We start from the raw sequence: 21,269 nt of genomic DNA, 5'->3' as shown, positions 1-21,269 counted from the left end.
GGCAGGTGTGGTCCAGGGGAGGGCGCTTGGCGTGCATGCTCGCGGACGGTGCAGGTTAGGGCGCCGGGCTGCGGTGTGTGTCGCGGGTCAGGGGCGGGCGAGTGCGTGTGGGCGGCGCAGGGATAGTGCGAAGGGGATGCCTAAAGCTGCGGCTAATCCGCACAGGGTGAAAGCGGCGGCGGGGTGGTCGACTAGGGCGCCGGTCGCTGCGGCGACGAGGAGGCCGCCCAGGTTGCCCGTCAGCCAGATCAGGCCCGCAGCCGTGCCCTCGGCTTCGCCGGTGTGGCGTTCAGCCAGGCTCAACGCGATCGGCAACGCTGGGAGCAGTGCGATGCCGAGCAGCACGAACGCCGCGCAGCTTGTCAGCAGGCCGGGCACCGCCGCGACGAGGACACACGCAAGCGCGCTCGCCGCGAGGCCAGCCACGATCGCTTTAATCTCGACGTCGCGCCGGAACACAACGACCGGCACCACCGCGCACCCGATCACCCCGGCGAGCACGTTGAGAAGCAACACCACGCTCGCGGCACTCGCACTCACGCCCGCAGGTTCAAGCAGCGCTTGCCCGAAGGTAGCGAGCGCGACGAACGCGCCGAAGGGGAAGAACGCGGTGGCGCAGAGCTTGCGCACGTAGGGGTCGGCGAGGGTCGCGCGGAGTGTCGTGAGTGAGGAAGCGCTGCCCGGCGCGGCGGGTTGGACCGCTGTGGTGAGCGCTTCGCCCGGTGCTCCGAGCGGGGCGGCTTCGCCCGGTGCGTCGAGCGGCGCGGCTTCGCCCGGTGCGAGTGGAGAGGCCTCGCCCGGCGCGGCGGGTTGGACCGCTGTGGTGAGCGCTTGGTCCGGTGATACGAGCGGCGCGGCTTCGCGGGGTGCGAGTGGAGAGGCCTCGCCCGGTGCGTCGAGTGGGAAGGCTTTGCTAGGAGCGCTGAGTTGCGCGGGTGTGGCGTGTGGAGCCGCATTGCCCAGCGAGGTGGCTTCGTGGGGAAGTACGGCGCCAACCCGTGCGGGGCGGCGTAGTTCGATAGCGAGGGCGAAGGCCGCGACGGTCGCGAAGACCGCGCCGATTGCGGTGAGCGTGGTGAGTTGGGTCGGGTTGGGGAAGATCGCGCCCAACACGAATGCCGCCGCCATTCCGGCGAACGTGCTCGCTGTGCCGACCGCGATGCCCGTTGGTCGATCCTTCACATCGAGGTAGCGGCCAGCGACGCCGACGATGGCGTTAAGTACGAGCGGTTGCGCGACCGCGATGACGGTCTGACCAGCGAGGATGGCCGCGAAACTGTCGTGAAGCAGTCGCAGGTCAGCGCCGATCGCGGTGAGGATCGCGCCCGCGAGCAGACTCGGTCGGAACCAGCGGTCAAGCGCGAGCCCAGCAGGGATCGCGAGCACCACATAGAGCAGCGGGAACATATTCGCGAGCCACCCGATCGCCGACTCGCTCACGCCGAAATGCTCGGCCGCCACGGTCGTGACCGGCGCGTACGTGAGCCACAGCAGCTGAGTCGCGGCCCCGACCAGCGCGAACGCGATAATGACGCGCCATCGGTTGAGGAAAGTCATGTGGATCCGATCACAAGTTGGGCGAGCGACCAGTATGGCTACCCGCGCGGCATGCGTCCACCGATTCCGAGCTTCCGCGGCGGTTGGTCAAGCTGGACAGTTGATCACCACGCTGCTGTGGCGGCATCGCGCGAGTGGCTTTCGCCATCAGAGCGTGCTCACCATGTGGGACTTCGGCGCGTCGGCCCCCGACACGCGGCGAACGGCGATACTGGACGCACGCCCATCAGGCGCTGAGGGATTTTCCTTCTCGACGTTTCGTGGCGTGAGAGCCTGGTGATCTTGATCGGTTTCTTGCGAGAGCGGACGGGGGCACGCGTGACCAACGAAAACGGGGTGCAAGCGCACGTTGGGCCTCGGCGGATGCTGGGGCTCGCCGTGCCGACGCTCGGCGCGCTGCTCGCCGAGCCGATCTACCTGCTCTTTGACATCGCGATCGTCGGGCGACTCGGTGTGCTGGCCCTCGCCGGGCTCGCGGTCGGGGCGGTGATTCTCGGGTCGGTCAGCACGCAGCTCACGTTCCTTTCCTACGGGACAACCGCTCGCTCGTCGCGTCGGCACGGCAGGGGGGATCGGGCGGGGGCGGTCGCCGAGGGTGTGCAAGCCACCTGGTTGGCGGTGGTTGTTGGGCTCGGGATTGTCGCGGTCGTCCAGGCGTTCGCCGGACCACTCTGCGCCGCGATCGCTGGCGGCGACGACATCGCCGCCGAAGCCCTGCGCTGGGTTCGCGTCGCACTCTTCGGCGTGCCGTTGATCTTGATTTCGATGGCAGGCAACGGCTGGATGCGCGGTGTGCAAGACGTGCGGCGACCGTTGCTGTACGTGGTCGCGGGCCTCGCGACCTCAGCGGTGCTCTGTCCCGTGCTCGTGTACGGGCTGCTCGGCGCGCCGCGCATGGAGCTTGTTGGCTCGGCTGTGGCGAACCTGATTGGCCAGCTCATCAGCGGCGGATTCTTCGTGTATGCCCTTGTGCGGGAACCGGTTTCGCTGAAACCGCAGCCGTCGATCATCCGCGCGCAGCTCGTCCTCGGCCGCGACCTCATCGTCCGCAGCCTGAGCTTCCAAGCCTGCTTCCTCTCGGCGGCGGCAGTGGCCGCGCGCTTTGGTGCCGCGTCGGTCGCCGCACATCAGCTCGTGCTGCAACTGTGGAACACCCTCGCGCTCACCTTGGACTCGCTCGCCATCGCGGCCCAAACCCTCGTCGGCTCGGCGCTCGGCGCGGGCAAAGCGAAGGTGGCCAAGGCGATCGCCCGCCAGGTGACCCAGTGGTCGGAAATGTTCGCGATCGGGCTCGCCGCCATCCTCGCCCTCGGCTACCACGCGATCCCGCTGCTGTTTACCGACGACGCCCAGGTCCTCAACCGCGTCCACGTGATCTGGTGGTTCTTCGTCGCGATGATCCCGGTCGCGGGCGCGGTCTTCGCCTTGGATGGCGTGCTGCTCGGCGCGGGTGACGCGGCGTTCCTCCGCACAACCACCCTCATCGCCGCACTGGGCGGCTTCCTGCCCCTGATCTGGTTGTCGCTCATTTTCGACTGGGGAGTAGCGGGCATCTGGACGGGATTGGTCGCCTTCATGCTGGTCCGTTTGGTCGCGGTGGTGTGGCGTGCGTACTCGGGTCGATGGGCGCGCGTCGGAGTGTGAGCACTGGTCGCGAACCTGATGGGCGGCAGTCAATGGCAGTCCGCACGGCAGCCGTCTGACGAGCGTCGTCGCGGAAACCCCGCGCGGGCCGCAGGTCAGGCAGTCGCCGGAGACGAGCGCCGCTGCGAGGCCGCGTGGGCGGCGGCTCAGGCGATCACCGGCGACTCCACCCGATCACCCAACTTCCGCGCAATTAGCGAGCACGCGATGAGTTGCAGTTGGTGATAGATGATCACCGGCACAATCACCACCCCCGCAAGGCTCGCGCTGAACAGGATCGTCGACATCGGCAACCCCGTCGTGAGGCTCTTCTCCGACCCGCAAAACGTGATCACCGCGCGCTCTTCCCGCGCGAATCCCAGTGCGCCGGAACCGAAGTAGCTCACCGTCAACGCGACAGCGAGCAACGTCGCGCAGCACACGCCAACCACAACGAGCTGGCTAACCGGCAGCCGCTGCCACACCCCACCCGCGACGGCAGCGCCAAACGCGGAGTAGACGATCAACAGCACCGCACCGCGATCCACCCACCGCACCGCGACGGCGTGCCGCGCGGCCCACCCCCCAAGACGACCATGCAACGCCTGACCAATCGCGAACGGCACAAGGATCTGGGTCAGCACCGCGACAACCTGGCCAAGCCCGATCCCCGCATACGAACCGATCAGCAGCAACACGAGCAGCGGCGTGACAACAACCCCAGCCAGGTTCGAAATCGACGCCGCGCACACGGCAGCCGCGGTGTTGCCGCGTGCCATCGAAACAAACGTCACCGAGGTCTGCACCACCGATGGCAACGCGCCGAGAAACAGCAGCCCGGTGGTGAGTTCAGTACCGACGAGGGGTGCGGTTGCCAGCGCGACCAGCCCCGCGACCACCGGAAACGCGACGAACGTGAGCCCCAGCGTGGTTCCGTGTAACCGCCAGTCGCGCAACCCGTTCAACGTTGCGGTCGGGGATATCCGCAGCCCCGCCACGAAAAAGACGATGGCGATGATCGCCCAGCGCACCTCGCCGAGCGCCGTCGCGTAAGTACCGACGGGCGGCGCGAGCGCGGCGACGACCAGTGTCGCGAGCAGCAGCGCGACGAACGGGTCGAGCCACCCGAACAGACTTCGCAAAGAACGGATCGTGATCACCAGCCTTCATCAGAGCAAGAACGTCTACTGTAGACAATTTGCGTCCCAGCTAAGTTAATCACCTGTAAAGGTTGGCGCGACATGGCGGGATGACTTTTGTAGACAGTAGTCTAAATTCATGGTCGTTCAGGAGAGCCTTGTCGCGATGGCCGCCGCCGATGTGCGGCAGTTGATCGTCACCGGTCAGTTGCCACCCGGCGCGCGTGTGCACGAACCGCCGCTGGCCGAGCAGTTGGAGATCTCGCGACCGCCGCTGCGCGAGGCGCTGCGCATCCTCGAGAGCGAAGGGCTGCTGAAGCAGACGCCGCGACGGGGCTATCGGGTGGTCGAGATGACCGACCGCGACGTTGAGGAAATCTACAGCTTGCGACGCACGCTTGAGCTGTTCGCGCTCGACCTGATCGTCGCCAACTACGACGCGACCGTCTTCGCCCCGCTCGACGAGGTCATGGATCGGATGCGCGAGGCTGCTGCCGCGAACGATCACCCCGGCGTTGTCCAGGCGAATGTCGACTTTCACCTTGGCGTTGTCGCGGCAACCGGCCACAGTCGGCTCCTCGATTCCTACCGAGCGTTGATGGGGCAAATGCAGGTGTCGATGGCGGCGAACTTGGCGACTGAAGCCAAGTCAGCGGGCGACCTCGCGCGCGGCTGTGAACGCCACGAACGCCTGCTCGCGAGCCTCCGTTCCGGCGACAAGGAACGCATCATCAAGGACTTCGACGAACATGGCGAACGCGACTACCTGAACCGCACCCGATGAATTCTGTTCTCGCCCAGCTCAATTCCGGGCTCGATGATGCGACATCCATCGCGGCCAGCGTCCAAGACGGGACGCGAACCGCGACCGAAGTCCTCGCGAACGCGCACGACCTAGGCGATAAACACAACGCCCTCGTCACCGAGAACTGGGCGCGGGCGGAACAGGACGCCGCCGAAATCGACCGCAGACGCGCCGCAGGGGAGCGGCTAGGCCCGCTGGCCGGGGTGCCGATGACGGTGAAGGACGTGATCGCGGTCGCCGGCATTAAGGCAACCGCCGCCTCGCGAGCGTTCGCCGACAACATCGCCGCCGTCACCGCACCGGTCGTCGCGCGGCTCATCGCCGCCGACGCGATCGTGATCGGCAAAACCAACTGCCCCGAGTTCGCGTTTGGCACCACCTGCTCGAGTCCGCTGCTCGGCACGACAGGCAACCCGCGCTACCCCGACCGCTCGCCGGGCGGGTCGAGTGGCGGCGAAGCGGCCGCGCTGGCAGCGGGTGTAAGCGCGCTCGGCATCGGCACCGACTTCGGCGGCTCGCTGCGGTGGCCCGCGCAGTGCGTTGGCATTACGTCCCTTCGGCCAACGGCAGGACGACTCGCGCAACAGGGCCAATTGCCCGGTGCCGCAGGCGATATGACCGGTGCTTCCGCGCCGACCGGCATGCAGGGTTGGGTGCAAACGATCGGCCCGCTGGCCCGTTCCGTGCGCGACCTCGCGCTGGTTTTCGAGATCCTCGCGGGGCCCGCCCCAGCACGAGGCACCACACCGTTGCGCATCGCATGGAGCGACGGCAGCGCGTTGGGGCCGGTGCGCAAGGAAGTGACCGCGCTCCTCACTGACCTCGCTGCCCGGCTGGCTAGCAACGGACATCAGGTCACCGAGCACCGCGTGCTCTTCGCCGACTGCCTCCCGGCTTATAACCGCCTGCGTGACGTGGACCCGATGCGTGACCACCTCGCCGCGATCGCCGGCCGTGAACATCTGATCACCGCACAGAATCGCGCGACGATCGAAAACTCGGTCCGTGCAACCACTTTTGAACTCTATGAAGCCGAAGCAGTCGCTCGTACGATCCAGCGACAAGCACTCGGCATTTTCGCCAACCACGACATCGTCCTGCTCCCCGTCGCGGGTGGTCCGGCGTGTGATCCCGACGGTCAGCTCGACATCGACGGAACCCTTTCCGGCGGTTGGGAACTCATGGCTCAGTGCCGCGCGGTGTCGCTTACCGGCGCGCCAGTGGTGTCGTTGCCGGTGGGGCTGAGCAGCGAAGGATGGCCGCTCTCGGTGCAGATTATCGCTGCGCCACAACAGGATTGGCTCGCTCTGGCCTTCGCCGCCGAACTCGAACAATGCACGGGTTAGCGTGCGTCAACGGCAATCTGTCTACAGAATACAATTTTACATATCCGACATCTAGGACGTCGGTGACCGTCATACGCACTCCCTAATTTCAGTGCTGCTCGTACTCACCTGATGCATGTGGAGTAGCTGATGTTCCGATGGAAGAACAAGGTGGCCGCGGCCACCGCAATGGCCGTGCTTTCGCTCGTCGCCACCGCATGTGGTGACTCTGACGAATCCGCTTCTGGCAAGCCGAAATTGGTGATCGCGACCAGCGGCACCTTCCGTCCGATCACGTTCTCGGACGGCGGCAAACTCACCGGCTATGACATTGAAGCGGGCACCGAGATCGCAAAACGTGCTGGTTACGACGTCGAGTTCGTCTCCGGGCAGCTCTCAGGCCTCCTGCCTGGTCTCAACGCGGGCAAGTTCGACGCGGTGATGTCGGGGCTCACGATGACCGACCAGCGCAAGCAGTCGATCACCTTCTCCGAGCCCTACCTCGCCGACGGCACCGTGGCGGTCGTGAAGGCCGACAACACCAAAGTCAAAGACATCACCCAACTTTCGGGTCTGAACGTCGGTGTGATCGGCGGTTCGGCAACGCAGACGGTGGTCCAGAAGGTCGGCGGATATGCCGAGTTGAAGGAATACCCCGGCGCCCCTGAGGGATTCGCCGACGTCGCCGCAGGCCGCGTCGAGGTCTTCGCCGCTGGCCGCATCGCCGCTGAGGACTTCGTCAAGAACTCGCCGAAGGGCAGCGAGGTCAAGATCGTCGGCAACGTTCACGCGATGATGCCCGCTGGCGTCGGCCTGCCCAAGGAAGACAAGGCCGGACTCAAGGCGAAGTTCGACGCGGCCATCGCGGCGATGTGGTCCGACGGGACGCTAAAGCGCTTGCAGGAGAAGTGGTTCGGCCACCCGATCGACCTGCCGAAGGCATAACCCGATGGATTCGGCACCCGGTTCCGTCGCCCGCGAGTACCTCCCGTTCCTGCTTGAGGGCGCGTGGACCACGTTGACCATCGTGTTGTCGGCGATCGTGTGCGCGAGCTTGCTTGGCTACCTGCTCGCGCTCGCGCGGCTGTCACGCTTTGCCGTGTTGCGCACGTTCGCCGCGACGTATGTGTGGTTCTTTCGTGGTCTGCCCCTGATGCTTTCGCTGTTCTTCTTCTATTACACGCAGCCGTTCGGACTCACTTTCGACGCCTTCACCGCGGGTCTGATCGCGATGAGTTTGAACTCGGCGTCGTTCTTCTCCGAGATCATTCGCGCGGGCTTGAGTGCCGTTGATCGCGGACATCTCGAAGCGGCTGAATCGATCGGGATGAACCCGCTGCAAAAGTTTCGGCGGGTCACCCTGCCGGAGGCGCTTCGCCTCATGACGCCGCCCTACATCAACAACTGCGTCATCATGCTCAAGGAATCGGCGCAGGTGTCGGTCATTACCGTGCCTGACCTGATGTTGCAGGGGCAGAAGGCATACAACGCGACCTACAACGTCACCGAGACGCTGGGTGTTGTCGCGGTGCTGTACATGGCGATGACAAGCCTGCTGATGGGTTTGCAGGTGATCGTCGAACGGCGCACCGGCCGCAAGATGGGCGCGGCCGCATCGAAACGGATGACGTTGGGAACGCCAGCATGATCGAAATTACCTCGCTGACAAAGAGTTACAGCGACAACGTGGTGTTGCGCGAGTTGAGCCTCAAGGTGCTGCCCGGTGAAGTGGTCGCGGTGATCGGGCCGAGCGGTTCGGGCAAGAGCACGCTGTTGAGGTGCGTCAACATGCTTGAGGTGCCCGACAGTGGGCGCATTGAAATCGGCGGCCGCACAGTCGAATACACGCCGAACAAGCGCGGGAAGCTGGGGCTGCTTGATCAGTTCCGGCTCACCTGGCTGCGGCGCGAGATCGCGATGGTGTTTCAGCAGTTCAATCTGTGGCCGCATCGGACGGTGCTGGGCAACCTGCTTGAGGGCGCGACCGTGGTCAACGGGCGTAAGCGCGATGAGGCCGTCGCGGCGGCGCTTGCCAAGCTGAAATCGGTTGGGCTAGGTGAGAAAGCGCACGCGTATCCGGCGGATTTGTCGGGTGGGCAGCAGCAGCGCGTTGCGATTTGTCGGGCGCTGATGATGGAACCGAAGGCGATTTTGTTCGACGAACCGACGTCGGCGCTCGACCCCGAACTGGTTGGCGAGGTGCTTGAGTTGATGACCGAACTCGCGCGGTCGGGGATGACGATGATGATCGTGACGCATGAGATGAAATTCGCCCGCGAGGTCGCTGACCGGGTGATCTTCATGGAAAACGGTGGGATCGTCGCCGAAGGTCCGCCTGATGAGGTGTTCGCGCATCCGCGATTGCAGTCGTACGCGTCGAGGCTTAGCCATTGAGAGTGGATTTTGTCCCGCCACAGTCGGATTCGCGCAGGGTCGCGGTGCTGGCGTCGGGAGTGACGTTGCCCGGCAGCCTCATCGGCATTGGGCGCAACTATCGCGCGAATGGTGATGAGACAGCGCGTGATCCAGCGCGCATCCCGCTGATCTTCGGGAAGTTCGCCAACAGCGTGATCGGGCATGACGAGCAGATCGTCGTGCCAGCGTCGGTCACCGCGGTGTGTGAGGGGGAGCTGGCGTTGGTTGTCGGCACGCGGGTGCGGTCGGTGCGCACGGAATCGGCCGCGCTCGCCGCGTTGGCGGGAGTGTGCCTGGCCAACGACGTGTCGATTCGCGCCTGGCAAGACGCGGACGGGCAGTCGACGCGAGGGAAGAGCGTCGACTCGTTCTGCCCGCTTGGGCCGGAGGTTGTCGCCCTTGATGCGCTGCCTGGTCTTGCTGAGCGTGAGTTGACGACGCGGGTCAACGGAAAGGTGGTGCAGCGGGCGAGGATTGACCGAATGTGGTTCTCGCCCGCCGAACTGGTGATGTTCTGTTCGGAGTTCATGACGCTCTACCCGGGCGACCTGATCTTGACCGGCACCCCCGACGGACCTGACACACCAATTGGCGAAGGCGACATTGTCGAAGTGACGCTGCCGGGTGTCGCCACCTTGCGCAATCCCGTTGTCGAAGCGGTGTCCGAACGCTGCCCACAGTCCGAAGTCACTGTGGGACAAGCACAATGAGCAACTGGATCGTTAGCGCCTACAACGCGGCGCCGCCGACGACCGACCGTGACCAGCATGGGCGGTTCCTCGACGCGATCACCAGACTCCCCGGCGTTGGCGGCCTGGAAATCCCCTATGCGGGTGCGCTTTCGGCTGGTGACGAGCGCTGGCTGTTGCGTCGCGTGCACACGCGCCGTGACTACGTGATCACCACGATTCCCGACACGATGAACCACGTCGAACGTGACGCGCGCAATGGACTCGCGTCGCTCGACGACGCGGGTCGGGCCGCCGCGGTACAGCGTGTTGGCCACGTCGCCGATGTGGTTCGGCGCTGTCACGACGCGGCGGGTGCGCGGGTGGTTCGCGCGGTCACGCTGTATTCGGCTCCGCGCTCGCTCGCGGGTGGGTCGAGTGCGACAGCACTCGCTCGGTCGCTGCTCGAACTGGCCGAATTCGATTGGAATGGAGCGCGATTGGTTGTCGAACACTGCGATGCGCCGATGGCCGCGCGGCCGGTGGTGAAAGGCTTTCTGCCGCTAGAAACGGAGGTGGAGGCGGTCGCCTTAGCGCGCGAACGGACCGGCACCGACTTCGGCATCCTGCTGAATTGGGGCAGGTCGATGGTGGAACAGCGCTCGGTCGACGGGGTACTCGGCCACATCGCGTTGGTGCGCTCGGCGGGATTGCTCGCGGGCCTCACTTTGTCGGGCTGCTCGCCCATCGCGACGCCCTACGGCCCAGCATGGGACGACTGCCACGCCCCACCACGCCCGATTTGCCCATCGTCCGAACTGGACCTGGCAACGGCAACCACGGCACTGGCCGCCGCAGGGTCAGTCCCGTTTCTGGGCGTGAAGGTGTCGGCCCCCGTGGGCGCCGACGTCGCGACCCGAATCGCGACGGTCGCGCGCACATTGTGCTGGGTCCGCGCCGCGCGATTGGAAGCCCGCGCCGAGGTGGCCGCGCGCCCGTCACCTGTCGATTCATGCTGCTGACGCCATCGAATGGGTGGCGCTGGGCCATCGCGACTATGCCCGCGCGCCGAGGTGGCCGCGCGCCCGTCACCTGTCGATTCGCGCTGCTGACGCCATCGAATTGGTGGTGCTAGGCCGCCGCGACATATCCGGCCGCGCCGAGGTGGCCGCGCCCGTCACCCGTCGATTCGCCCCGCTCACGCCCTCGAATGGGTGGCGCCGGGCCAACCCCCGTGTCGACCACACCGCCCCGCTCGCCACTGGCCGGATTTCCGCCTATCACCCGCGTGGCTCGGCGTCGTCCAATTGCCCTGCGTCGCAATCACTTTCGGTCCAGCCCACCGCAATGTTGCTGAATGGTCACCGTGCGCCGACAGGTTCCTCTCGACTTCGGCTCAGTATCGAAGGTTCGGCGAGCTAGCGGCTAGTCTTGCGCTGCCGGGATCGCGTCACTACACCGATTGCTGACGCGCTCGGCACCGCCCGAGGCTCAACGTTGGCCGACGTCCTCGGCCGCGCCGCGAAGGGGTTCGCCATGCAGATCGGCTTCAAACTGATCGCTGAGGCTTTCAGCCCGAAAGACATCGTGCGTCAGGCCGTCCGCGCCGAGCAGGTCGGCTTTGATTTCGTCGAGATGAGCGACCACTTTCACCCGTGGCTCGACGTCCAGGGGCACTCGCCGTTCGCGTGGAGCACGCTCGGCGCGATTGCTGAGCGCACCGACCGCATCGGGCTGGCAACCGGCGTGACGTGCCCGATCATCCGCTACCACCCCGCCATCATCGCCCAGGCCGCCGCGACCACCGCGATCCTCTCCGACGGTCGTTTCACGCTCGGCATCGGCGCTGGTGAGCGGCTCAATGAGCACATCGTCGACGAGGGTTTCCCGCCGACCCCGATTCGGCATCACATGCTGCGTGAGGCGTTGGAGATCATCAGGCTGCTGTGGCAGGGCGGTTACCGCAGCTACTACGGCGAATATCTGTCGCTGGCGGACGCGCGGGTGTGGGACTTGCCCGAGACGCCGCCCGTGATCGCGGTCGCGGCGGGCGGGCATCGCGCCGCCGAGATCGCCGCGGAACTGGGCGGCGCGATGTTCGCCGTCGAACCCGACCCCGCCCTGGTACGGGCGTACCAGGATGCCGGCGGTGACGGTCCGCGCTACCTGGAAATCGGCGTCGCCTACGCCGACACGCCAGAGGCTGGCGCGGAAGCGGCGCTGAGGACCAACCGCTTCGCGCTCGGCGGATGGAAGGTGATGTCTGAGCTGCCCAACCCGGCCAACTTCGCCGCCGCGTCGACCACCGTCCGCGCCTCGGACATGCGCGCCGCGATGGTCTGCGGCAACGACCCGAGCGACTACGTCGACGTGGTCCGCACGGCCCGCGACGCGGGGTACGACCGGATCGCCTTGATGAACGTCGGCCCGAACATGGACGCGTTCTTCGACTTCTACCAAAGCGAGCTGGACGGGGCACTGCGGAAGTTGGCGTGATCGCAACCGCTCTTCGCCGGTATGCCAATCTGGAACCGTGATTCCGAAGGTGATGGCGGTCAGTGATGTGCACATCGGGCATCAAGGCAACAAGCCGGTCGTTGAGAGCATCCAGGCCGACTCGCCGGAAGACTGGCTGATTGTCGCGGGCGACGTCGGCGAGAAGGCCGACGAGGTGCGGTGGGCGCTCGGGTTGTTGCGTGAGCGGTTCGCGAAGGTGATCTGGGTGCCTGGCAACCACGAGCTGTGGACGACGCCCAAGGACCCGGTGCAGATGCACGGGGCAGCGCGCTACGACTACCTCGTCGCGCTGTGCCGCGACCTCGACGTCGTGACGCCCGAAGACCCATTCCCCGTGTGGACCGGCCCGGGCGCGGAAGCATTCGGCGGGCAGGTCACGCTCGCCCCGATGTTCCTCCTGTACGACTACTCGTGGCTGCCCGCGGGCACGTCGACGAAGGCCGAAGGGCTCGCGGTCGCGCGGGAACGCAATGTCGTCGCCACCGACGAGTTCCTGCTGACCCCCGATCCGTACCTCACCCGCGACGCCTGGTGCCACGCCCGCGTTCAGTACACCAAGCGGCGACTCGACGCGCTCGGCGACGCGCCCGTCGTGCTGATTAACCACTTTCCGCTGGTCAGGCAGCCAACCGACATCCTGTTCTACCCCGAATTCTCGATGTGGTGCGGCACCGACCGCACCGCCGACTGGCATCGCACCTACAACGTCGTGTGCTCGGTTTACGGCCACCTCCACATTCCGCGCACCACCTACTACGACGGCGTGCGCTTCGAAGAGGTGTCGCTCGGCTATCCGCGCGAATGGAAGCGGCGCGGCATGCCCGACCCGCTGCTGCGCCAGATCCTGCCCGAACCGGTCTATGCCGACGGCGACCTCAACGAGTGGGGCGGCCACTTCAAGGTCACGCCGGAAATGGAAGCGGCCGCCGCTGAGATGCGGGCCAAAGCTGAGCGTCGACGTGGGGTCTGAGCTGGGGATTTGCGCCGATCGTGGTCGACTGATTTCGTTGGCGTATGGGTAACTCACCGGGCGGCCAGTCGGCGGCCCCACACGTCGCGGCGGGACTGGGCTCGATCCTGCCGTCCGGGGTCGTCGCCGCGGAGCTGTTCGCCTACCCCGATGGGCTCACCGCGCACCCGGCCGAGGAACACCTGATCGCGAATTCGGTCGAGAAGCGGCGTCGCGACTTCATCGGTGCCCGGCACTGCGCGCGCGAAGCCCTGCGTGAGTTGGGCGAAGCGCCCGTCGCGATCGGCAAAGGTGAGCGGGGGATGCCGCTGTTTCCGCGCGGGATCGTCGGGAGTTTGACCCACTGCGACGGGTACCGGGCCGCCGCGTTGGCGCACTCGCTGCGGTTCCGGTCGGTTGGCATTGACGCCGAACCGCACGGACCGCTGCCCGATGGCGTGCTCGATTCGGTTTCGCTTGCGGCCGAACGTGAGTGGTTGACGACAACGTCGTCGGACCTGCACCTCGATCGCCTGCTTTTTTGCGCGAAAGAGGCAACGTACAAGGCGTGGTTTCCCCTCACATTGCGCTGGTTGGGTTTTGAAGACGCGCACATCACCTTTGAGATCGACAGTGCCACTTCCGATTCGGGCGCGGGCACGTTCCATGCGGAGTTGTTGATTCCCGGCACGACGAAAGACGGTGGCGCACCGCTGGTTTCGTTCGACGGCCGGTGGCGGATCGCCGATGGGCTGATCATGACCGCGATCGCGCACGGCTGATGGGGCGCAACCAGCCGCGACGGCGGCCCCTCGTCAACGAGCTCGGCGGGCTCGTGATCGTGGACAAAGAATCGGGCATGACGAGCCATGACGTGGTGGCGCGTGGACGAAAGTTGTTGCGCACCAAGAAGGTTGGGCACGCCGGGACGTTGGACCCGATGGCGACCGGGGTGCTCGTGCTCGGTGTTGAGCGGGCGACGAAACTGCTTGGGCAGTTGATTTTGACGACGAAGTCGTACACGGCGACGATCCGGCTTGGGCAGTCGACGATGACCGATGACGCCGACGGTGAGGTCACCGCGACCACGTCTGCCGCGCGCGTGACCGACGAGGTGATCGCCGCCGAAATCGCGAAGCTGACCGGCGATATCCAGCAGGTTCCCGCGACGGTGAGCGCGATCAAGATCGATGGCGAGCGGGCGTATGCGCGGGCACGTGCTGGTGAGGAAGTGGTGTTGGCGGCGCGGCCGGTGACGGTGTCGCGCTTCGATGTGCTGGCCCGGCGCGACGAGGGCGACTTCGTCGACTTGGATGTGGAGGTCGACTGCTCGTCCGGCACCTACATTCGCGCGCTAGCTCGCGATTTGGGCGCGGCGTTGGGCGTCGGCGGCCATTTGACGGCGTTGCGGCGGACGCGCGTCGGCCCGTTCACCCTCGAACACGCGCGCACGCTTGAGGAATTGGCGACCATCGCCGATGTATTGGACCCGCCCCCAACGGACCCAACCTCCGATGCGCTTCCGAGCGCACCGGCTACGCCAGAAGTGGACGCCGCCGGACCTGCCACCTTCCTTGACGCGGGTGACCCGGAATCCGCTGGCAGCGATGCGCGCCCCATCGCCCCGCTGGTGGCCTCGGCTACGCCAGAAGTGGACGCCGCGCCCCGTAGTACGGGCACCCCCGAATCTGCTGACAGCGGTCCGACCGCCGAAGCTGGCGGGCGGGCAGGTGCTAGCAGTCCTGTCGCCCCCGCGCACGCTGAGCCAACACCCTCGCTGCTGAGTCTCGACATCGATACGGCCGTCAGTACCGCGTTCCCGACCCGCGACATCACCGATGTCCAGGCCACTGACCTCCGCGAGGGCCGCTGGCTAGACCCCATCGGCATCAAGGGCGTCTACGCCGCGATCGACCCCACCGGTCGCGCGATCGCGTTGCTCCAGGAAAGCGGCAAGCGGGCCGCGTCGGTCATGTTGGTGCGACCCAAGGGGATGGGCGACTGAGTCCCTGTTCAGGGGCCTAGGCAACCCCTAACACGCACGGTGCGCCCACCGATAGCCATTGCGTATGGTCATCGGGAAGGGTGAATCGTGACGGCATTCAGAAAGTCCTGGCTCATCGCACTCGCTTGTGCGACAACGGTTCTCGCCGGGTGCGGCGGCGGTGACGCTCCGTCCTCGTCATCGCAAGCGGGCACCCCGCGCACCACGACGGTCGGAACACCCAGTGCCGCAACAACTCCCGTAATCACCAGTGCGGCGACACCCGCACAACCGCCCGTGCCCGGTGCGCCCGCGTCCGTGCCGCCCACCGTCGCGTCCCCTCCGGCTGCGCCCGGCCAGCCAAGCGGCCCGACAACGAAACCCGCTGGAAACGGCACCATCGAAGTCACCACCGTGACGCTCGGCGGCAGCCCGGTTCCCGGTGTCTCCGTTCGCCTTTCACTCCAACGCCCCTGCGATCCCGCGACTCACGACATCCCCCTCGGCGAGACGTCCGAAGTCAAGCGCCTCGACGGCGTGACCAACATGCAAGGCAAGGTGAGCTTCACCGCCGAAACCGGCTGCTACTACCTCGGCATGACCGCCCCGCCCGGCACCAGCCCGGTCCCCGAAGGAATGCACACGATTTTCCTGGTCAATCCAGGCGACACCGCGACCGGGAAACTGCGGTTCAACGATGTGCAACCCCAGGTCGGCGTCTGCGACGAGGCAACGATCGAGACGGAACTCGGTGTCAACCCATCCCCGGTCGCGACGATCGATAAGTGCGACGGCAAGTGGGCGGTGATCCGCTGGGACACTCCGGGCGACAACCAGCGCCTCGTGACCCGCGTCCCCGGCCGCTGGCAGACCTACACGATCTTCCCTCACGACATCTGCTGGTCGGCAGCCGAGCGCGAGGGAGTCCCTCCTGCCCTGCGCACGTACTTCAGCAACTGCTAGGCAGTCAACCAAATCGCTTCGGCCGCAAGCGTTCCCAACTCGGTTGGGCCGTCAGCCGCAGCGAGGCGCACCGCGATCGTGCCCGCGAAATCGCGACGCTCTTCCACGGTGATCAACGTGTCCAAGGCGATGCCTACCGAGTCGAAATAGCGCAGCATCGCCGGGTCGGCATCCGAGATACGAGCCACTCGACCCGACTCGCCCGCCGCGAAATCCGACAGCTTGCGGGCGGGTGGGGTCGGGACGTCGCCGTCGACCGAAGGGATCGGGTCACCGTGGGGGTCGCGGTCGGGGTGGCCCAGTTTCGCGTCGATGCGCGACATCAACAACTCCGACACCGCGTGCTCAAGAATCTCAGCTTCGTCGTGCACTTCGTCCCAGCCGTAACCTAATTCGTTCACGAGGAACGTCTCGATCAACCGGTGGCGACGCACCATCTCGATCGCCGCGCGCCGACCCTGCGACGTCAACGTGATCGACCCGTACCGCGCGTGCTCAACCAAACCCTGGTCGGACAGCTTGCGCACCGCTTCCGAGACCGTCGACGCCGAAACGCCCATCCGCTCGGCGAGCAGCTTCGTCGACACCTTCTCCTGCGACCACTCCTGTGCGGTCCAAATGCATTTCAAATAGTCCTGGGCCACCGACGACAGATCGGGCGCGACACTGGTTTCGGGGTTGGCAGGGTCGAGTTCGCCCTGCTCACCGGGTTGCGTCAGCGCGCGACGGGTGGCGACGTCTCGTTTACCTGGCACCCTGCAATGTTAGGCAGACCTGGCCAACATTCACACATCGGCAGCGGACACCGTCGGCGTGCCACGGTCAGACCCGCCGTCAGGAGCGCACGCCGGAATTCTGTTCGCGGGGCGTTTTGCGTAGGCTTCGCTCTGTGCAGAGGTGGCGAAGTCTCGACGAGGTCCCCGCTGATTGGGGACGCTGCGTCCTTACCATCGGCGTGTTCGACGGCGTGCATCGCGGGCACGCGCAACTCATCAGTCGCGCGGTCGCGGCGGCGAAGGAACGAGACGTCCCTGCCGTGCTGATGACGTTCGACCCGCACCCGATGGAAGTCGTGCGGCCCGGTTCGCATCCCGCCCAGCTCACCACGCTCACCCGTCGCGCGGAACTCGCCGAAGAGCTGGGCATCGACGTGTTCTGCGTGATGCCGTTCACGCATGAGTTTATGAAGCTCACCCCGTCGGAATACGTGGACGACCTGCTCGTTGAGCGACTGCACGTGAGTGAGGTTGTCGTTGGTGACAACTTCACCTTCGGCAAAAAAGCGGCGGGCACCGTCGACACCATGCGCGAGCTGGGGGAGCGGTTCGGCTTCGCCGTCGACGGCGTCACGCTGCTTGGCGAGCACGCGGTCACCTTCTCTTCCACCTATATTCGCGCGTGCGTCGACGCGGGCGACATGGCCGCGGCCGCAGAGGCGCTCGGCCGCCCGCATCGCGTCGAAGGTGTTGTCGTCCACGGCGACAAACGCGGTCGCGAGCTGGGCTTTCCCACCGCCAACATCGCCCCGCCGATGCACGCTGGCATCCCCGCCGACGGCGTGTACGCGGGCTGGTTCACCGTCCTCGACCCCGGTCCCGCGCTCGGGACTGTCGTGCCGGGTAAGCGCGCGATGGCCGCGATCTCGGTCGGCACCAACCCCACGTTCTCCGGTCGGGCGCGCACGGTCGAAGCCTTCGTTATCGACGCCGACGCCGACCTGTACGGCGAGCACGTCGCCGTCGACTTCGTCGAGCAGGTGCGCGGCATGCGCAAGTTCGACTCCGTCGACGAGCTTGTCGAAGAAATGGGCCGTGACGTGGCGAAAGCGCGTGAAATCCTCGCCGAGGCCGACGCTGCCACCGAGCGCGCCTAACCGCGACCCCGATTTCGGGCACGGCGTCACAATCGCGTAAAGTGGCTCTTCGGGTTTGCTGCGGTCCGCGGTGGCGCCCGCTCCGGGTAACCGGCACTTCGAGCGCGGACTGAAAAACAAGGAGTCGAGCCACATGGCCCTGACCACTGAGCAGAAGTCGGCGATCCTCGCCGAATACGGTCTTCACCCCACCGACACCGGCTCGCCGGAGGCGCAGATCGCGCTGCTGTCGAAGCGGATCTCGGACCTGACCGAGCACCTCAAGACCCACAAGCACGACCACCACACCCGCCACGGCCTGCTGGCCCTGATCGGTCGTCGTCGTCGCCTGTCGAAGTACCTGCAGGCCAATGACATCGCGCGCTACCGTTCGCTCATCGAGCGCCTCGGCCTGCGTCGGTAATATGGCCCAGCACGGCTGCGGTCGGGTAATCGTGCTCCCCGCGCTCGCGGGGATGAGCCTCGCCCGATCTATTCGAAGCCGTGACCTAAGGCCGTGACCTAATAGCCAACAGCGAGAAGTATGCTTCTCGCTGTTGGCTATTTGTGTTTTCGGGGACCAACGGGTTCCCGACACGAACAACGTGTGACAGCCGTGGGTGTTCCAACCCGCGTGGCGTCGGTCTTCGGTAGTGGCCTGGCGGCGGCGAGTTGTGCTCGCCGCCCGGCTTCAATCGACGGCCGCCTCCACGACGAACGGGGCCGGGAACTCCCACGACTGACGACAGTCGGTACGCGACGCCTCGCTACGAGGGCAGGCCAAGCGCGCCGACGAGACGAGAGGTTGAGAGAGAAATATGACGCAGACAACTGAACGCCCTTCGACCGCGGTTGAGGTCGAACCCGGAGTTTTCGAATCGGTCGCCCTGATCGACAACGGTGACTTCGGCACCCGCACCATCCGGTTTGAGACTGGCCGTCTCGCCAGGCAGGCCGCAGGCTCGGTCGCCGCTTACCTTGACGACGAGACCATGCTGCTTTCGGCGACCACCGCCGGTAAGCACCCCAAGGATCACTTCGACTTCTTCCCGCTCACGGTCGACGTTGAAGAGCGCATGTACGCCGCGGGTCGCATCCCCGGCTCGTTCTTCCGTCGCGAAGGTCGTCCTTCCACCGACGCGATCCTTACCTGTCGCCTGATCGACCGGCCGCTTCGTCCCACCTTCGTTGACGGTCTCCGCAACGAGATCCAGGTCGTCGTCACCGTGCTGTCGCTTGACCCGGCCGACCTGTACGACGTGGTCGCGATCAACGCGGCGTCGGCGTCCACCCAGCTTGCTGGCCTGCCGTTCTCCGGCCCGATCGGCGGCGTTCGCGTCGCGCTGATCGGCAGCCAGTGGGTCGCGTTCCCGACCGTTGAGCAGCTCGAAGACGCCACGTTCGACATGGTCGTCGCTGGCCGCGTCACCGACACCGGCGACGTCGCCATCATGATGGTCGAAGCCGAGGCCACCGAGAAGGTCATCGCGCTCGTCGAAGGCGGCGCCACCGCGCCGACCGAGGCTGTCGTCGCCGAGGGTCTGGAAGCGGCCAAGCCGTTCATCGCCCGCCTCGTGCGCGCCCAGGCCGACCTCGCCGCGCTCGCCGCGAAGCCCACCGAGGAATTCCCGCTGTTCCCGCCGTACGGCCCCGATGTGTTCGAGGCTGTCGAAGGCACCGCCAAGCGTGAGCTGAACGAGGCGCTGTCGATCGCCGACAAGCAGGATCGCGAAGCCAAGATCGACCAGATCAAGGCCGACGTGCTCGCGCGACTGGGCGAGGACTTCGCCGGTCGTGAGAAGGAACTGGGTGCCGCGTTCCGCTCGGTCACCAAAAAGCTTGTGCGCCAGCGCATTCTGACCGACGGTTTCCGTATCGACGGTCGTGGTCTTGCCGACATCCGTGAGCTTTCCGCCGAGGTCGACGTGATTCCGCGCGCCCACGGTTCGGCGTTGTTCGAGCGTGGCGAGACCCAGATCATGGGCGTCACCACCCTCGACATGGTGAAGATGGCTCAGCAGGTCGACTCGCTCGGCCCGGAGACCACCAAGCGCTACATGCACCATTACAACTTCCCGCCGTTCTCCACCGGTGAGACCGGTCGCGTCGGTTCGCCGAAGCGTCGCGAAATCGGCCACGGCGCACTCGCTGAGCGTGCGCTTGTTCCGGTGCTGCCGTCGCAGGAAGAGTTCCCGTACGCCATCCGTCAGGTCTCGGAAGCGTTGGGCTCCAACGGTTCTACCTCGATGGGCTCGGTCTGCGCGTCCACGCTGTCGCTGCTCAACGCCGGTGTGCCGCTGAAGGCGCCGGTCGCGGGTATCGCGATGGGTCTCGTTTCCGACACCGTCACCAACGACAAGGGTGAGGATGAGGTCCGCTACGTGGCCCTCACCGACATCCTTGGCGCCGAAGACGCGTTCGGCGACATGGACTTCAAGGTCGCCGGAACGCGCGACTTCGTCACCGCGCTGCAGCTCGACACCAAACTCGACGGCATCCCGTCGCAGGTGCTCGCCGGTGCGCTCAACCAGGCGCACGACGCCCGCACCACGATCCTCGACGTGATGGCCGAAGCCATCGCCGACCCGGATGAGATGAGCCCGTACGCCCCGCGCGTCACGGCCATCAAGATCCCGGTCGACAAGATCGGCGAGGTCATCGGGCCCAAGGGCAAGACGATCAACCAGATCACCGAGGACACCGGCGCCAACATCTCCATCGAAGATGACGGCACCGTGTTCGTCGGTGCGACCGACGGCCCGTCGGCCCAGGCCGCGATCGACGCGATCAACGCCATCGCCAACCCGCAGCTGCCCAAGGTCGGCGAGCGCTTCCTCGGCACGGTCGTCAAGACCACCGCCTTCGGCGCGTTCGTTTCGCTCCTGCCGGGCCGCGACGGTTTGGTCCACATCTCGAAGCTGGGCAACGGCAAGCGCGTCGCCAAGGTTGAAGACGTGGTCAACGTGGGCGACAAGCTGCGCGTTGAGATCGCCGACATCGACAACCGAGGCAAGATCTCGCTGGTCCCGGTCGAAGATGGCGACGCGGCCGCTGAGGCTCCCGCCGAAGCCGTCGAGGTTTCCGAGACCGTCGCTGAGTAATCAGCGGTAGTCAGCCAGACTCGCAGCGCCCCGGACCTGGTCCGGGGCGCTGTTCGTTTTGTTCCCGCGCCCGATACGCAGTAAAGTGGTCTGCATCACGGGCACGCAACGATGATGCAACCTTTGTTGTCCTAGTGTTGCCCGACACAGCGCCTCCCCGCGCCGACGACACGCTCATGCGCCTCCGCGCCGCGCATCAGCTTTGGAGTCGGCGCGTCGGTTGTTTCGGGGTAAACCCCCGGGTTGCTGCGACCGAATCGGACGCGCAAATCGTGGTCAACTGACCGAGATTTTGACGCAATCTGGTCCGGTTTATTATCGAAACGAATACGCTTCAGTTGCCTGTGGGCGTACGTGTGTTGGGTGTCGTC

At 66.0% G+C, this 21,269-nt stretch carries 19 protein-coding genes and 1 pseudogene; 17 read left to right on the top strand and 3 right to left on the bottom strand.

Features of this window, described 5'->3' with window-relative positions; all coding sequences use genetic code 11:
- Window positions 1-87: 87 nt before the first annotated feature.
- Window positions 88-1,557, bottom strand: a complete 1,470-nt coding sequence (locus IEX78_RS05965; protein WP_188827765.1) for an MFS transporter — start codon at window positions 1,555-1,557, stop codon at window positions 88-90.
- Window positions 1,558-1,920: 363 nt separating this feature from the next.
- Between IEX78_RS05965 and IEX78_RS05960 the strand changes: the two genes are divergently transcribed.
- On the top strand, window positions 1,921-3,201 hold the full coding sequence (locus tag IEX78_RS05960; protein WP_188828265.1) for an MATE family efflux transporter: 1,281 nt from the start codon (window positions 1,921-1,923) through the stop codon (window positions 3,199-3,201).
- A gap of 146 nt (window positions 3,202-3,347) precedes the next feature.
- Here the strand turns inward: IEX78_RS05960 and IEX78_RS05955 are convergent, their stop codons facing one another.
- Window positions 3,348-4,322 carry a bile acid:sodium symporter family protein gene (locus IEX78_RS05955; RefSeq protein ID WP_188827764.1) on the bottom strand — a complete coding sequence of 325 codons (975 nt, stop codon included), beginning with the start codon at window positions 4,320-4,322 and terminating at the stop codon, window positions 3,348-3,350.
- Between the two features lie 136 nt (window positions 4,323-4,458).
- On the opposite strand from IEX78_RS05955, the gene IEX78_RS05950 reads away from it, so the two are divergent.
- From IEX78_RS05950 to IEX78_RS05890, 13 genes and pseudogenes are all read left to right on the top strand, one after another.
- A complete protein-coding gene (locus tag IEX78_RS05950) occupies window positions 4,459-5,103 on the top strand; it encodes a GntR family transcriptional regulator (protein WP_188827763.1) in 645 nt (214 codons plus the stop codon).
- Complete coding sequence (locus IEX78_RS05945; RefSeq protein ID WP_188827762.1) at window positions 5,100-6,470, top strand: amidase; 1,371 nt, start codon at window positions 5,100-5,102, stop codon at window positions 6,468-6,470. The genes IEX78_RS05950 and IEX78_RS05945 overlap by 4 nt, the downstream gene beginning before the upstream one ends.
- A 129-nt stretch (window positions 6,471-6,599) precedes the next feature.
- Window positions 6,600-7,394, top strand: a complete 795-nt coding sequence (locus tag IEX78_RS05940) for a transporter substrate-binding domain-containing protein (protein WP_188827761.1) — start codon at window positions 6,600-6,602, stop codon at window positions 7,392-7,394.
- A 4-nt stretch (window positions 7,395-7,398) separates the two neighbouring features.
- Window positions 7,399-8,097 carry an amino acid ABC transporter permease gene (locus IEX78_RS05935; RefSeq protein WP_188827760.1) on the top strand — a complete coding sequence of 233 codons (699 nt, stop codon included), beginning with the start codon at window positions 7,399-7,401 and terminating at the stop codon, window positions 8,095-8,097.
- Window positions 8,094-8,843 (top strand): amino acid ABC transporter ATP-binding protein, encoded by a 750-nt coding sequence (locus IEX78_RS05930; protein WP_188827759.1) that lies wholly within the window; start codon window positions 8,094-8,096, stop codon window positions 8,841-8,843. Before IEX78_RS05935 ends, IEX78_RS05930 begins: the two co-directional genes overlap by 4 nt.
- A 2-nt stretch (window positions 8,844-8,845) precedes the next feature.
- Window positions 8,846-9,574, top strand: coding sequence for a fumarylacetoacetate hydrolase family protein (locus tag IEX78_RS05925; protein WP_188827758.1), 729 nt, complete (start codon window positions 8,846-8,848; stop codon window positions 9,572-9,574).
- A complete protein-coding gene (locus tag IEX78_RS05920; RefSeq protein WP_188827757.1) occupies window positions 9,571-10,554 on the top strand; it encodes a DUF4862 family protein in 984 nt (327 codons plus the stop codon). Before IEX78_RS05925 ends, IEX78_RS05920 begins: the two co-directional genes overlap by 4 nt.
- A 514-nt stretch (window positions 10,555-11,068) precedes the next feature.
- Window positions 11,069-12,028 carry a TIGR03557 family F420-dependent LLM class oxidoreductase gene (locus tag IEX78_RS05915; protein WP_188828264.1) on the top strand — a complete coding sequence of 320 codons (960 nt, stop codon included), beginning with the start codon at window positions 11,069-11,071 and terminating at the stop codon, window positions 12,026-12,028.
- A 52-nt stretch (window positions 12,029-12,080) separates the two neighbouring features.
- Window positions 12,081-13,019 (top strand): metallophosphoesterase family protein, encoded by a 939-nt coding sequence (locus IEX78_RS05910; protein ID WP_373291539.1) that lies wholly within the window; start codon window positions 12,081-12,083, stop codon window positions 13,017-13,019.
- Window positions 13,020-13,063: 44 nt separating this feature from the next.
- Window positions 13,064-13,780 (top strand): 4'-phosphopantetheinyl transferase Npt, encoded by a 717-nt coding sequence (npt, locus tag IEX78_RS05905; RefSeq protein WP_188827755.1) that lies wholly within the window; start codon window positions 13,064-13,066, stop codon window positions 13,778-13,780.
- Window positions 13,780-14,466 (top strand): annotated as a pseudogene (gene truB, locus IEX78_RS24605) (tRNA pseudouridine(55) synthase TruB); the annotation flags it as partial. The gene npt and the pseudogene truB, both read left to right, overlap by 1 nt.
- Before the next feature lie 78 nt (window positions 14,467-14,544).
- Window positions 14,545-15,003 carry a hypothetical protein gene (locus IEX78_RS24600; RefSeq protein WP_308426521.1) on the top strand — a complete coding sequence of 153 codons (459 nt, stop codon included), beginning with the start codon at window positions 14,545-14,547 and terminating at the stop codon, window positions 15,001-15,003.
- 87 nt (window positions 15,004-15,090) lie between these two features.
- Window positions 15,091-15,945 (top strand): hypothetical protein, encoded by an 855-nt coding sequence (locus IEX78_RS05890; protein ID WP_188827754.1) that lies wholly within the window; start codon window positions 15,091-15,093, stop codon window positions 15,943-15,945.
- On the opposite strand, the gene IEX78_RS05885 is transcribed toward IEX78_RS05890, so the two are convergent.
- Window positions 15,942-16,598: a metal-dependent transcriptional regulator gene (locus IEX78_RS05885; RefSeq protein ID WP_188828263.1), complete on the bottom strand. Its 657-nt coding sequence runs from the start codon at window positions 16,596-16,598 to the stop codon at window positions 15,942-15,944. The genes IEX78_RS05890 and IEX78_RS05885 overlap by 4 nt on opposite strands.
- Window positions 16,599-16,834: 236 nt before the next feature.
- Here IEX78_RS05885 and IEX78_RS05880 point away from each other — a divergent pair, with 236 nt between their 5' ends.
- From IEX78_RS05880 to IEX78_RS05870, 3 genes are all read left to right on the top strand, one after another.
- Window positions 16,835-17,818: a bifunctional riboflavin kinase/FAD synthetase gene (locus tag IEX78_RS05880; RefSeq protein WP_188827753.1), complete on the top strand. Its 984-nt coding sequence runs from the start codon at window positions 16,835-16,837 to the stop codon at window positions 17,816-17,818.
- Window positions 17,819-17,951: 133 nt separating this feature from the next.
- Window positions 17,952-18,221, top strand: coding sequence for a 30S ribosomal protein S15 (gene rpsO / locus IEX78_RS05875; protein ID WP_188827752.1), 270 nt, complete (start codon window positions 17,952-17,954; stop codon window positions 18,219-18,221).
- Window positions 18,222-18,615: 394 nt separating this feature from the next.
- Window positions 18,616-20,898, top strand: coding sequence for a polyribonucleotide nucleotidyltransferase (locus IEX78_RS05870; protein WP_188827751.1), 2,283 nt, complete (start codon window positions 18,616-18,618; stop codon window positions 20,896-20,898).
- Window positions 20,899-21,269: the final 371 nt, after the last annotated feature.

The organism is Nocardia camponoti, assembly GCF_014646135.1.
GTDB lineage: Bacteria > Actinomycetota > Actinomycetes > Mycobacteriales > Mycobacteriaceae > Nocardia > Nocardia camponoti.
This window is presented reverse-complemented; position numbering and strand designations above follow the sequence as displayed.